Here is a 13772-nt window from a genome sequence, read left to right on the forward strand (position 1 = left end):
CAGGCCTGCCTCGGACCATGCGGGGCGGCATCCTCACTGAAATTGAACTCAGAACGACCTTCGAAAGGAGAGAGCGAATGTCGGTTCATTATTTTCAGCGGCTACAAGATCCGCGAGAGCTGGCGGGCCATCCGCAGATCGAGCCAGAGGTGAAGCGCGCGATCCTGGCATCCTGGGCGTCCGATGCCTTCGCAGTGCGGTCGAAGCCGGGCCTGCGAAAGCTTCGGGAGGTGCCTGGATCGGCACCGGCCGGCGACGGGCGCGACGCCCTGAGCGGCATGGACTCGGCGCGCTGACGGACGAGCCGGTTATGCGTACCCTTTCCACGATTCCGCAGGAGGTCATCGAGTGCATCGCCGACGGCCGGGAGCCCAGCGTCCAGGAGCTTGGACGCGTAGCCCGGGACATCTGGCGCGACATCTGCGGCGATGACTCTCAAGCCATCCCACCAGCAATGCATGCAAAGGCGCGTCATCTCAGCTTTCGGGCCGCCCTAGCGGCGCTTGCAGGCGCGGATTGAGCCGTTGGCGGCAGGGTGGTCACTCGTGCCTGTTTTCTTGGACAGGGGCTGCTCCCGGAAGACCCTGTCCATAGTGGACGGGCGATCAGCGGTAAAAGGCGGCCGCTATCCCTGGCACAGCATCGTTCTGAACGGGTTGTCGACCCGACATGAGGTTTCGTCGATCAAAAGGCGCGATATCCGGCGCCTTACTGAGAGCCTTCGGCGCTGTCGTCCCGCGGCACGACAGAAAAGGCGCCTTGTTTCCTCACGGTCCGTTGCAGGGATCAGCCGGCCGCCAACAGCAGACGGTAGAGTTTGCGAAGCTCGTCAGCGCGATTCTCCGGCGCCCATTGCTCCAGCCCCTCGTCTAACTTGCTCGCCAGGTCGCCGAGCTCGGGCTGGCCGAACATGCCGGCTATCCCGGCGAGCTGGTGCGCCAGCTGCTGGATTTCGTCGCGCGCCGCGTCGCTGACCTCGCCTTGATCGAGAACGATCGCGATCTTGGTCAAGGTGGCGACCTTGCGTGCGAGATAGCGCGCTTCGAGCGATGGCTTGGGCGAGGGCGCAGGCGTTTCGGCGCCCAGGATTTCTTCGCAGACGTCCTCGTCAGCGGAGGCGAGGAACCGTGAGAGCACGCGTTCCAGCTGCCGCTCATCTAGCGGCTTGGTCAGCTGGTCGTCCATACCGGCGCGGGCGCAGCGGTCGAGATGCGTGGCTTGCGCGCTCGCGGTGAGGGCGACGATCGGGGTCGCACGTTGCGGCGTTTCCAGTCCGCGGATCGCATGAGTCGCAGCAAAGCCGTCCATTACCGGCATCTGGCAATCCATCAGGACCAGATCATAGCTTCCGTTGCGGACCGCATCGACCGCCTCGGCGCCGTTGGTGGCGAGCGACACCTCAAGGCCATAGCGGGATAGTGTGGCGAGCATGAGCTCCCGGTTGAGATCGACATCGTCGACCACAAGGATGCGCTTTCCGGAGAAGTCGAGCAACGGAAGCCGCTCCGCCTTTCCACGCCCCGCGGAAGGGGGCGCCTCACATAGGGGAATCTCGAACCAGAAGGTCGATCCCTGGCCCACTTCGCTCGCGAGGCCCATCTCGCCCTTCATAAGTTCGATGAGCTGGCGGCTGATCGCCAGGCCAAGGCCCGTGCCGCCATAGTGCGAGCCCACCGCAGGCCCGGCCTGGACGAACCGATTGAACAGGGTCGCAGCCTTTTCCGGAGGGATGCCGGCCCCGGTGTCCCGAACTTCGACGCGCAAGCGATGATCGCCCCGCTTTCCGCTCGTCCAGGCCGTCAGCGTAACTGATCCTTCCTCGGTGAACTTGACCGCGTTCGACAAGAGGTTGAGCACTACCTGGCGTAGCCTTGCATCGTCGCCCTCCATCCAGGCTGGAACATCGGACCCGATCAGGGCGCGTATCTCGATGTCACGCGCCGCTGCCTGCGGCTCCATCAACGCGACGGTCTGTCGAATGAAGTCGTGCAGGTCGAACGATGCGGAATTCAGCTCCAGCGCTTCGGCCTCGAGCTTGGAGAAATCGAGTACATTGTCGATCACGCCCCGCAGGGCCTGCCCGGCATTGTGGACGAGCCGCACGCGTTGCCGCGTCGTATCGCTGAGCTCCGGCGCCTCGTCCAGGAGACGGGAGAAGCCGATGATGCTGTTGAGCGGTGTGCGCAGTTCATGGCTGACATTGGCAACGAAGTCGGATTTGGACTTCACCGCCTGTTCGGCCTTGAGCGTCGCGGCGGCAAGCGCATCCTCCCGCCGCTTGCGGTCGGTGATGTCGCGCACCACGTCGATGAAGCCGGTCATGGCCTCGTCATGAGCATCGTGCAGGATGCCGATGCTCGATTCCAGCCAGATCCATTCGCCATCCGTGCGCTGCGAGCGCCAGCGCACCCTCTCGGCACTGCCCGTGCGCAGAAGCGTCGCATATTCGCGGCGCAGCGCCGGCAGGTCTTCGCCGTGCACAAAGTCAAAGGCCTGCCGCCCCAGCACATCGACGGGGTTCAGACCCATGATCTTCTCGCACGACGGCGAGATGAACGTGACGCGCCCGTCGAGATCGGTCGTCGTGATCATGTCCGTCGAATTGCGCGCCATCAGGCGATAGCGGTTTTCCGCTTCGCGCTCGCTGGTGAGGTCCTCGACTTGCGCGATGAAGTGCGGCGGATTGCCGTCCTCTGCCTCGATCATCGATACGGAGAGCCGGACCCACACTTCGCGGCCGGTCTGGTGCAGATAGCGCTTGTCGATCTTGTAGCTGCCGATCTTGCCCGCTATCAGCTCGGAGAGCTGGGCAAGATCCGCCTCCAGGTCATTGGGGTGGGCGATCGTCTGGAAGTCCAGCGTGGCGATCTCATCGGGCGAATAGCCGACGATCCGCACAAACGCTTCGTTCACCCGGAGGAACGCGCCGTCGAGAGAGACGATCGCCATGCCGATCGGCGCGTGATTGAATGCGTTCTCGAACTGCTCCGTCCTTTTCAGCCGCTCCGAGATGTCGTGAAGGAGCGCAGTGAATTCCCAGCCCCCGGGCGTTGCCGCTGCGTTGATTGCGAGTTCGACCGGGATGAGCTTGCCACTGCGGTGCAGCGCCTGGACCTCGATGCGGCTACCGATAAGCGTCCCTTCACCCGTGGCCAGGAAACGCGACATCGCGGCGCGGTGGCGGTCGCGCAGGTCGGCCGGGACGATCAGGTCCGCCAGGTCCCGGCCGACCGCCTCCTGTTGCGGCCATCCAAAGGTTAGCTCTGCCTGACGGTTCCAGCAGGTGATGACGCCGGCGCTCGTCATGGTGACGATCGCCTGATGCGCGTTGCCGATAATGCCGGAGAGGCGCTGCTCGTTCGCCCGTAGCGAGGCCTCCAGGGCCGCCCGCTCTCCGACTTCGCGTGAAAGCGCCTCGACCGCACGCGTTCTTTCCTCGAGGTTGCGCTCCGTCTCGACGATGCGCAGTTGCTTGCGCATCTCCGCGGAAAGCATCGCGGTTACCAGGCGTGCCGCCTGGACGTCGTCCTCACCAAACCTGCCGGGCGTAGGAGCGCATATCTTGACAACGCCGCGCACTGACTCCGTGCCCAGCAATGGAGCGCAGATCATGGCGCGCACGCCGGTGCGCGCGCAGGCTTCGCGATCGACCCTGTCGTCCTTGGACGTATCGTTGCTTATGAGCAGTTCGCCGGTGGACGCGCAGCGCCCCGACAGGCTGCCCGTGCTGTTCACGCGCAGCCCCAGAAACTCCCGCATCGTGTGGCTGGTCGCTCTGTAGACGAGGGCGTCTCCGTCGAGCAGCTCAATCACTACGCCGGCGCCTTCTATCAGCACGCCAAGCTCATCGACGACGGCCTGCATGAAGCGATCAAGGTCGAGATCCGTTTCCGCCAGCCGCGCTTGGGCGCAGGCCAGCGCCTCCAGCCGCCGCACCCGCTCCGGGGCCGGCGTGGCGCGGGTCTCATGACAGTCCGCCGAATCCGGGCTGAGCGCATGATGAAGCATGGAAATCCTGTAAATTCAGGCAGATGAACGGAATGATAAGACGTTCTTCGGTGCAACTACGGATAGCAATTGCCGCAACCAGCTTTGGTATTCAGGGCTTGCGACGCGCTGCCCAGACAAGACCGGCAACTGCCGTGACGAGCGACGCCAAGCCAAGCAGAAAGCCATCGCTGAGGATAAGCATATCGGTACTCCTATTTAATGGAGTCGATACATGTTCACTTAATGTTCCAACATTGCAAGTGATGTTCTCATCCGGTTTCGACCACTCGTGGAAGGGGCGCGGCGTGGCCAGAAACGAAGAGCCAGCAAGGGCTCCGCGTGATGGACACATCGGTTGGCAGGGTTCGGAGATGCCAAGGGCGGCATGCCCGGCAGAGTCGCGCGGTAATATAGATTGCATCTGCGATACACCGGACGCGTGACGACGGAGTCCGAGCGCGGGCCAAGTTCGCAACTGCGGTCTTGCGGAATCCGCTTCCGACTATCGGAGCTGTTGGTCCAACCAGCGCTGCAGCTCGCGCTATGTCCAAGCGCGCGCCTGGCGGGAGGCAGGCTATATCGCCGATCCGGACCTCGTGAACCAGTTGGTGCAGTTCCGTAGGGGCTTACTCCCGGTAGGCTCGCACCATGCTAGCCGCTCGAGCAGAGTTTGTCTTCAATTTGGAATCGAAGAAACCAGACCGCGCCACGTGGGGGGGAAGAGGCGCGAGTCTGGCTTCGGAGACTACAACTGCAACGAAAACAGAGAGTTCCCCTGATAATCAAATAGACTCGTATTTCGGCGTCCCCGGCGGCTTGAACCGGTGATGCTCAATTGCGCAGCGTCCTGAGCGCGTCGAAGCAGTCGTCCAGAATCCTGACCGCCGTATCTGATAGCCGTACCAGGATGCGGCGCCCATCATTCGGGTCGGGCGAGCGAATGAGCAGGCCCTGGTCGACCAGGCGCGTGATGACACTCAAACTGGTGCGCGAGGGTGTGCTGGCGGCGCCGCTGAGGCCGGTAAGCGACATGGGTATCTCGGGATCGCCGACATAGAGATCGACGAGCATGTCCCAGGCGGGTGTCGAGATGAGGCTTGGCCCTGCGCGTTCCGCCAGGAGGCGCGAAACCCGGATCGCCAGCTTGGCGACTTCAAGGCGCGCCTCGGATCTCCTAACTGCCATGGCCCTTGAGTATGTTGTCAAATGCGCCGGCATAGAATTGCCCGATTAGCGCCTCGTGGTCGGGATGAAGGGTGTCGATCGCGCCAAGCTCTGGTATCTCGCTGTCAAGTAACCGGGAGGCGCAACCACCTTCGAAAGTGCCGAGGTTCGGGCGGTGCGAACGATAGCCTGCGAGCTCGGCGAGGGCCCTGGGGAAACGTCTTGCGGTCTCCGGCGGATAGGCGAGCCAAGGTAGCTCATAAGGCTTGAGCCAACCCAGACTATAGCTGACAATCACGCCGCGACGCGAAACGCTGGTCCGGTTGGCGCCACCGGCATGTAGCGTCGATCCCAGGAATAGCAGGGCGTCTCCCGGTTGCATCTCCGCGGCAATCGCGTCCGCGAGCGGAAAAGCGATCTCGTCCTGCCGGCGGTGGCTCCCGGTCCAGAGAAGCGTCGCGCCGTTGTCCCGGGTGTAAGGGCCCAGCGGCCACATGACATTGACCAGATATTCAAGGCCAGGCTGGCGCACCGGCCACATGTCCTGGTCGCGATGTGGCGGTTGAATCTTGCCGCCAGGCAGGATCTCGATTGCCTGGGTGAGGTTAAGCTGCACGGTGTCGCAACCCGGCGAGAGGACCTGTTCGACGATTGGCAGGATCCGCTCGCTACGCACAAAGCTGTCCATATGCGACGAGCGGATGAGCAGGCGATGAAATCGCTTTGTCCACTTGCCGTAAAATGGGCCCTGCGCATGCGGTGATTCTTCGAAATCCCGCGCCAGATCGTCTGCAAGCGCGGCGACGATATTCGGGTCGATCGCGCCCCGCATAATACACCATCCGTCGCGAAGCAGTCGGGCGAGGTCCAGATCGGCGCCGGTATCGGTTTTCAGCTGTGTTGCCATGACAGACTCACGCCGCCAGCGCGGTATGGCTGTCGCCGAAGCCCAGTACGGGTTCGATCCAGGTTCCCGCCTGTTTGAGCTGGGATATCGTGTCGGCATTGATCGGAATCCGGATCGCGCCGGTGGACACACCCTCGATCATCTTGGGCGTGCCGAGCAGTTCGCAGGTCCAGCCCATCGAGAGAAGCTGGGTCAGCCACCCCGAGTCCGCCACGCCGGTGAACCAGGTATACCCATTGGCCAGGGCGAACCGCATCGCTGCGCTGATCAGGCTGTTGCGAACCCGAAGCCTTTCCGCAGCGCGTAGGGATGGTGACAGGCAGCCGCGGGTGATCTCGGCCACATCAGGCCCTGCCGGCACCGGACCGTCGCAAAGCTCGGTGAAGAGCTCGCCCATCAGGTGAGGCTGTTCGGTAGGAAGCAGCCGGAAGGAGCCCTGATGCGCGCCGTCCGGGCCGGCGCTCACAAGATAGATCGCATGGCGCGTATCGAACTGGTCCCTCTCGAACTCTTCTGCGACTACAGGCACATTCCAGCGCCGCATGTCGACGAAAACCCGCTTCCGGTCGCGGTGCATATTGTCGAGGATCGGATTGGAACCCATAGGCTGGCAGCCGACAAAAACCTGAATCATACTCTACTCCCGCACAGATGCGGGACCTCAGCTCTACCAGGTGCCGACTGCCTGCCACCCGCTATTCAGGGGGTTGTCTAGGGGCGGAAGATTTCTCCGAAACTGATCTGGCCGTCGAACAGCGCGCGGGCGATCAGAAACGGTCGCTGGGCATTGCCATAGGCCCGCCGCACATTCTCGACATGCTCATGTGCCGTGGAGGACGCGATGCCGAGGACTTCCCCAATTTCGGGGTCGGCCTTGCCCTTGGCCACCAGCACGAGCGCATCGCGCTGCCTGTCGGTCAGCGGCGGCACCGAGCCGCCCGGGCCCGGGTTCGCGCGGCGAAGAATGCGACGCCCGGCTTCGAATGCATAGGCCCCGATCATGGTGGCGATCGGTAATGCGGCTTGGGTGACGAAATCCAGCCTCGGTCCGCCGAAGGAGCAAGTTCCGCGATATTCGCCAGGGACATGCACCGGAACGGTAAAGCCCTCGGTGAGTCCGTGATGGCTCGCCGCGTCGAGAATGTGCATGTCGCGAGGGGAAAGCTGGATCAGCCTGCCTGCGTCTGACCAACGGAACCCCGTCGCAGTGTGGATGCTGGCACGATGGATCGGGTCATGCACGAAATAGCGTTCGGAGAGTGCCCGGACTGCCCAGCTCGTCGGATAATTCGAAAGGCCTAGTGCATCCACAGGAGGCCCTGACAAATTTACATGATGGCCAATGGCGAAGTATCTGAAGCCCAGGTCGCGTGTAATCGCCTCCAGTGCCTCACGAAGCTCGCCCATTTCCTTCGCTTTAAGAAGCCGGCCGATCATTTGCGCTAGCATCATATTCACTAAATAGTCTCCTTGTTCCGGGTTGAAATCCAACCTGGCACCAGCGAGCCTATCGATCCGCATTCCTTGTCCGTCAGAATATATTGGTCCTATTGACAGAGGTCTTTGAACCGATTTGGAGGAAAGGGAAGGGAGCGTCGGAGCTTGTTGGAGCTCTGCGATGCGACCCAGTAATGTCTCCGAACCTCTCGAAGCCGCTGCTGCCGCCATCGTCGAGGCTCAGGGTGGGATCTGGCGAAAGGGAGGCGCCCTTTGCCGATGCCCGGCGCATCAGGACAAGACGCCCAGCCTGTCTGTCCGGGTGGGTGATACTAGCATCCTGTTCAAATGCTTCGCTGGCTGCACCGCGCGGGAGGTAATCCAGGCGCTTCGGCGTGCAAGCATGACGATCCCTGCCGAAATCGCTCGGCAGCGCCTCGGCAATTCGAGCCCGGGCCTCGACCATGGACCGAAAGCGCGTTTCCTTTGGGATCAGGCGTACGTCATCGATGTGGGGCGCGGTGTGGAATACCTGCGTGGCAGGGGAATCGGCGCGGGCGGGCCGTCATCGCGCTTTCACCCCGCCGTGCCGCTCGGGCGCGGTCGGCGGCTTCGTTTCCGTCCTGCCCTGCTCGCGGCGGTAGTCGAACGGGACAGGCTCATCGCGGTTCAACGGATCTTTCTCGACACGCGGCTGCAAGCGCTTGCGCCCGATCTGGACGAACCCCGCCTGTTGCTCGGGCGCCCACGCAAGGGCGCCGTGCGGCTCGAGGAACCTGGCGCGGTGCTGGGCCTGGCTGAGGGCGTCGAGACAGCCCTTTCGGCCTCGCTCCTGCTGCGCATCCCTGTCTGGGCGACGCTTGGTAGCGAGCGGCTCGCGGCAATCGACATCCCTTCCTGTGTCCGCCGGCTCGTCCTGTTGCCCGACGCCGACCACGCCGGCGTCCGCGCCGAGCGCAGGGCGCGATCCGCCTACCGGGCGCTGGGACTGCAGACCGAGACCCGATGGCCCTGGTTCGGCCTCAAGGACTGGAACGACGTCCTGCGAAAGGAGGGAAGGGGGATGTGAAGCCGGTGCGGCTGGCCGTCTGATGGGCAGGGGGCGCCGCGATCGGAGAAAACAAATGTCTCAGCCTGTCGTTGAATATGTCCGGGCCCTCGATTGCTTCAAGTCGCCCGACAACGTCCGAACCCATAGCGATGCTGCGGCGGATGCCGAACTCGAGGCCAACATCGCCTCAACCGGTCACCTGCTTCAAAACCTGATCGGGGTACGCGCGCCGCGTAGCTCCAAGCTCGGCAAATACGCCGTATATGGCGGCGGCCGCCGGCTCGAGCGGGTGCTCGCGCACATCGCCAATGGCGTATTCGGCGAGGACTTCATGGTGCCGATCCTCCTTGCCAAGTCTGCCCGACATGCGATCGAGATGAGCCTGGCCGAGAATTATTACCAGCTGCCGATGAACCCGGCCGATGAATGCTGCGGCTTCAAGGCGATCATCGAGCGGGAAAACAAGTCCCCGGCCGATGTCGCCAAGCGCTTCGGGCTCACCGAGAAGTATGTGCTGGGCCGGCTGCGCCTCGCAAATCTGGCCGAACCTGTCTTCATGGCATTGCGATCGGGCGAGATCGGCATAGAGGTCGCGAAGGCGTATGGCAGCACAGCGGATACCAGCCGGCAGGCAAGTGTGTTCGAATTGCTTCAGGCGAGCCCCCATCTGGCCCGCAACCTCAACGAGATCCGCCGGCAACTCGCGAGCGGAGCCTATCGCGGTTCGGATCCCAAGGCGTTGTTGGTGGGGCGCGACGCCTATCTTGCGGCCGGCGGTCGCATCGACAGCGATCTGTTTTCCGACTGCAGTAACGAGTCCTGGCTCGATGGCGAACTGGTCGAGCGCCTCGCAGAGGAGGCGCTGGCGACCGCTGCGGATGCGATCCGACAGCGTGAGGGCTTTGCGGAAGTCCGCGTCCTGTCGGCAAGTTATCTGCCCTGGAGTGTGACCAGCCAGCTTAGCGAAATCGAGCCCGAGCCCCTGGATTCCGGCGAGGAAGTTGCCGTCCGGCAGTCCGAGATCCGGGCGGAACTGGATACGATCGAGGCCGATGCCGGCGACGACGAATACAGCGAGGAACAGGTCGGTCGGATCGAGGCGTTGAACACGGAACTCGAGGCGCTGGAACCGCAATTGGGGTACACGCCTGCCCAGAAGGCAGGGGCGATCGCTTATGTGCTGATCGGTGAAGACGGCAATGCCAAGCTTCATGACAGCTTCTTCCACGCCGAACCGGAGAATTCCGGAGAAGATGATGTCGATGCGGAAGTCGACATCGATGGCGTGGAGCACGGTACTGCTTCGGACGATGATGGCCCAGATGACGACGAGGTGAAGAGCGACCATGGGACCAGCGGCAGATCGTTCAGCGGCCGCCTGCGCGACGAGCTCGCCATGATGAAGACCGAATTGCTCGCGGTGCATGTCGCCAGTGATCCGCAATTCGCGCTCGACCTGGGTGTGTTCATCATGGTGGACGCCGCTCCCGGCTTCGGCTGGAGCGGCATGCCGAGCGAGCTTCGCGCAAAGCCTGCCACGCCGCGGGTTCAAGGTTTCGAAAGCGATACGCCGGCGGCGCAAAGCTGGATCGAGTTCGAGAAGGGGCTCGACGCAACCTGGCGCGAGCACGAGTCGATCGAGGATCGCTATGACGCATTCTGTGATCTGGACGATGCTGGCCGCGCCGCTTGGCTCGGCTACGCGGTCGCGCGAACCATCCATGCGGTGCCGGATGGCCAGACCGGTAGCAGCTTTCTCAATCGTCTTGGCGCGAAGCTGGAAATCGATGTCGCCCGGTGGTGGAGACCGACGGCGCGAAACTTCTTCGACCGGCTCAACAAGTCGACGACGCTGGACCTCCTGCAGGAGGTGTGCGGCCCTGATTTCAAAGCGCGTTACGCGAACGCGCGGAAGTTCGACCTTGCAGCGTCGGCCGAGCGGTTGTTCGCAGGCGATGTGATCGCCGACGACAAAGTCAAGGAACGGGCTATCGCATGGGTGCCGTCCGAGATGCGGTTTTCGCAGCCTGACGCGGTGAGCGTGCATCCGAACGGCGTCGAGACGCTCAGCCCAGATGACGAGGCCTTCGAACAGGTCGATATCTTATCGGATGCCCCGGACCGCGTGTCCGACCTGGACGGGGGCACGGGCGATCCCCATTCGGATCTCGAACTTTCGAAAGCCGCCTGAACGTACCATCGGGGCCGGCCTTTCCGGCCCCGATGGCTGATACCCCTGCAGCCTTCGGTGCCAAGTTCGCGTCCCGCTCGACTGGCGACGCTCAAATTGCTCGGCGGCCTTACTGAGATCGTTCAATACAAAATCCGCCTGATGGTACCGGTAGCGGGGGCGGCCCAGACGCTCCACCCTATTGAGCGCCATTATCCGGCAGTGGTCCGCCGACCGGCCTGAAGCTCGGACCGGTAAAGTGCGCCCGAAGGGAAGGGGGAAAGGGGAGGGCGAGGTCCCGCTAGCGGATCTCCCAAACTCTCAGGAGACCTTTCCATGAACATTATCGCAGCCAACCCTGGGCAGGCGGGTGCCGGCTATAAGGTGGATATCACTCGCGGACGAAATATCGGGCGCGTTTCGTCCGAATGGTTCAACCGTCCCGCAGATCAGCGCTTCCTGTCACTGGATTTGCTTTACGACCGGGTCCGGGCTCGGGCAGACAAAGCCAGGACCCGGATCGTCGAAAGCCGCGACATTCGCGTCCTTGCCAGGAGCGACGATCCCGAAAGGCTGGAACTCCTTACCACGGGCGCCGACAGCCCGGCGATGCCGACCCATTGGTCGTTCGGCCAGCTCTGCAGCCTCATCGGCGCGCCCGCGGGCTATATGCGTGACCTGCCAGCGGCCCTCGCGGGAATCAACCTTCAGCACGGACTGGTGGCGCATCGTGGCGAACAGCTGAAATTGCTTGAGACCGGCGACGGCAGGACCGAGCTACGCGCGGCGACCGGCCCCGACTATGGCCGTATCTGGGACCACGAGCTTGTCGAGGCGGTCATGCGCTTCGCCGGCAACGGGACGGGCGACACGCGGTGGAAAGTACCCGGCGTCCTCGACTGGGGGACGATGATCTACAATCCGCAAGTGGATATTAGCGCGGAGACGACCACGCTTTACGCTTCTGATCGAGACGTCTTCCTCTTCCTGGTCGACGATATGAATCCGATCGAGGCCGGCAAGCTCTCCGACGGTTCACCCGACCTGTATTTTCGGGGCTTCTATGCCTGGAACTCAGAGGTGGGGGCCAAAACGCTCGGTGTCGCGACCTTCTATCTGCGGGCTGTCTGCATGAACCGAAATCTCTGGGGCGTCGAGAATTTCGAAGAGATCAGCATCCGGCATTCGAAGTTCGCGGCGGGGCGTTTCGCACAACAGGCGGCGCCGGCGCTGAGCCGTTTTGCGGACTCCTCGCCGACATCTTTCGTTCGTGGCATCCAGTCTGCCCGCGAGCAGATAGTGGCCCGGAAGGAAGAAGACCGCGAGGACTTCCTGCGTAAGCAGGGTTTCTCAAAGGCGGACAGCGCGCGGATCATTGACGCAGTGCTTGTCGAAGAAGGCCGTCCGCCGTCGTCGATATTCGATTTCGTCCAGGGCATCACTGCCATCGCACGCTCCAAGCCGTATCAGGATGGCAGGCTCGAACTCGAGGGCAAGGCCCGGCGTCTTCTTCGCCTGGCCAACTGACCGGCGTCCGGCCTCCGGTGCCAGCCGTCGGGCAAGTCAGTGTCCGATCAGATACCGACATAATTGAGGAGACTTGCGATGACCTGGTTATCGCAGCCGACCACGCGGGTGTACCGCGTGGCGATCGAGTTCCAGAGCTGCAAAGAGAGTTACGCGTTCGAAATCTATTGCGTCCGGGCGACGGACGCGTTCGATGCAGAGAGGCTCGCGCGGGCACGTGCGGAAGCCAGCACCTATCACAATGCGCAAGTGCCCGGGCTCGCCCTCCTCGTCCATATCGCCCCTGTCGAGACGCCCAATCCTGACAACGACTCTCCACCGACCGCGCCGGCGACATCGGGTTTGGCAGGCGCAGTCGTGGAGTATCTTGTTTCGGTCACACCACCGGACGGAATCCTGGATCCAAGGAAGAATGAAGACCTGACCGGCTTTTCAGGAGTCTGGCCGAGGAGGGCGGGGTATGGCGAGCCTCCGGCGCTCGCCTCGGCTCCAGGATATCCAGACACCGGGCCGCGCGTTTCATTCGACTACGCGGCGTATCGCGCGGTCGTCGATGCTCTGCCTTACCTGCAGCGCCGGGCGTTCCGTCTTCATCGCGCCCAGGGCTTGGATTATGAAGCGATTGCCAGGAAACTGGAAATATCGACCCGCGACGTCGAGCAACTGATCGCGAGCGCTCTTCTAACGTTAATCAAGTTGCTGCCTTTTCCGGACCCGGACGAGACCTGAAGCTGCCGGTAGGTTGACGAGCCGGTGCGAAACAGGCTCGCGGTCGAGAGGAAAGTCGCGACGCCAACCCGGTAGTTCGTCCTATCGCCGCGTCCATATGGTCGAAGCGCCAATGGGGAGCGGCAGATGGATGACAGGTTCGAGCGCGACACGGTACTTCTTCTTCTTCGAAGAGCGATTGCGCTTTGCGACCATCTGGGCCTTGCGGGCGCAGCAATTCATCTCGAATGGGGCGCGGAACTGCTCGCCGGTGCCACAATGGGTGAGGGGAGCGCCTGCGCGATGCTAATGGCGGGCAGGCGCTGCTCGGTGTGTGATCAAAGATCGGCATTCCCGCATAGCCTTAACTAAGCTGGCTTTTGGAATGGTTGGCGTTGCTCGTTCTCATGCCCCCAATTCGAAGGGCGCGGTGCCGGGGCGTAAGGCCAGCACGGGTCGGGGCAGTATACCAAGCTGGCCCCGAAGCCGCCCGGCCGCCCTCGCTGCGTGTTCCTGGTCGTCAAGGACCACTCGGGCCCGCTCCCACGCGCGGCGCCAACGGTCCGGAGGAGAGGGGGGAGAAGGAGGGCGTGTCGTCGGTTTTGGGCAGCATTCCGATTCCGGATCGGGTGTGGTCCATGCCGGATCTGGTGAAAAGCTGCAGCAGGGCGCGCCCAAACGGGAAGTAAGGCGTATCCTACCATCCGTCGCCGCGCAGCTTGCGCGGCCACCCCGGCTTCCGCCGGCGACACAATTCATTTCAATATCGCCGCGGCAGCCCTGCACTGATGTCCGTTGCCGGTCGAAAGCGGCGCAGA

General features: G+C 63.0%; 11 protein-coding genes. 6 read left to right on the top strand and 5 right to left on the bottom strand.

The window, feature by feature from the left end; all coding sequences use genetic code 11:
* Positions 1–17 precede the first annotated feature (17 nt).
* Positions 18–296, top strand: a complete 279-nt coding sequence (locus AAHM44_RS13545; RefSeq protein ID WP_446745989.1) for a hypothetical protein — start codon at positions 18–20, stop codon at positions 294–296.
* Positions 297–786: 490 nt separating this feature from the next.
* Here the strand turns inward: AAHM44_RS13545 and AAHM44_RS13550 are convergent, their stop codons facing one another.
* The 5 genes from AAHM44_RS13550 to AAHM44_RS13570 all read right to left on the bottom strand — a co-directional run bounded on the left by AAHM44_RS13550 (position 787) and on the right by AAHM44_RS13570 (position 7582).
* Positions 787–4008: a PAS domain S-box protein gene (locus AAHM44_RS13550; RefSeq protein ID WP_342250295.1), complete on the bottom strand. Its 3222-nt coding sequence runs from the start codon at positions 4006–4008 to the stop codon at positions 787–789.
* Between the two features lie 813 nt (positions 4009–4821).
* Positions 4822–5175: a MarR family winged helix-turn-helix transcriptional regulator gene (locus AAHM44_RS13555; RefSeq protein WP_342250296.1), complete on the bottom strand. Its 354-nt coding sequence runs from the start codon at positions 5173–5175 to the stop codon at positions 4822–4824.
* Positions 5165–6061 carry a phytanoyl-CoA dioxygenase family protein gene (locus tag AAHM44_RS13560; RefSeq protein ID WP_342250297.1) on the bottom strand — a complete coding sequence of 299 codons (897 nt, stop codon included), beginning with the start codon at positions 6059–6061 and terminating at the stop codon, positions 5165–5167. Before AAHM44_RS13560 ends, AAHM44_RS13555 begins: the two co-directional genes overlap by 11 nt.
* Before the next feature lie 7 nt (positions 6062–6068).
* A complete protein-coding gene (locus tag AAHM44_RS13565; protein ID WP_342250298.1) occupies positions 6069–6695 on the bottom strand; it encodes an acyl-homoserine-lactone synthase in 627 nt (208 codons plus the stop codon).
* A gap of 77 nt (positions 6696–6772) precedes the next feature.
* The gene (locus AAHM44_RS13570; RefSeq protein ID WP_342250299.1) at positions 6773–7582 is read right to left on the bottom strand and encodes a LuxR family transcriptional regulator; all 810 of its coding nucleotides are present in this window, start codon (positions 7580–7582) and stop codon (positions 6773–6775) included.
* Positions 7583–7901: 319 nt separating this feature from the next.
* Between AAHM44_RS13570 and AAHM44_RS13575 the strand changes: the two genes are divergently transcribed.
* The 5 genes from AAHM44_RS13575 to AAHM44_RS13595 all read left to right on the top strand — a co-directional run bounded on the left by AAHM44_RS13575 (position 7902) and on the right by AAHM44_RS13595 (position 13326).
* Positions 7902–8567, top strand: coding sequence for a DUF7146 domain-containing protein (locus AAHM44_RS13575; RefSeq protein ID WP_342250300.1), 666 nt, complete (start codon positions 7902–7904; stop codon positions 8565–8567).
* Positions 8568–8622: 55 nt separating this feature from the next.
* A complete protein-coding gene (locus AAHM44_RS13580) occupies positions 8623–10740 on the top strand; it encodes a ParB/RepB/Spo0J family partition protein (RefSeq protein WP_342250301.1) in 2118 nt (705 codons plus the stop codon).
* Positions 10741–11055: 315 nt separating this feature from the next.
* Positions 11056–12246 carry a DUF932 domain-containing protein gene (locus tag AAHM44_RS13585; protein WP_342250302.1) on the top strand — a complete coding sequence of 397 codons (1191 nt, stop codon included), beginning with the start codon at positions 11056–11058 and terminating at the stop codon, positions 12244–12246.
* A gap of 78 nt (positions 12247–12324) precedes the next feature.
* Positions 12325–12975 carry an RNA polymerase sigma factor gene (locus AAHM44_RS13590; protein WP_342250303.1) on the top strand — a complete coding sequence of 217 codons (651 nt, stop codon included), beginning with the start codon at positions 12325–12327 and terminating at the stop codon, positions 12973–12975.
* Positions 12976–13101: 126 nt separating this feature from the next.
* Positions 13102–13326, top strand: coding sequence for a hypothetical protein (locus AAHM44_RS13595; protein WP_342250304.1), 225 nt, complete (start codon positions 13102–13104; stop codon positions 13324–13326).
* The last annotated feature ends 446 nt before the right edge of the window (positions 13327–13772 follow it).

The sequence above is a fragment of the Sphingomonas sp. OTU376 genome, assembly GCF_038440415.1.
GTDB classification, from domain to species: domain Bacteria; phylum Pseudomonadota; class Alphaproteobacteria; order Sphingomonadales; family Sphingomonadaceae; genus Sphingomonas; species Sphingomonas kyeonggiensis_A.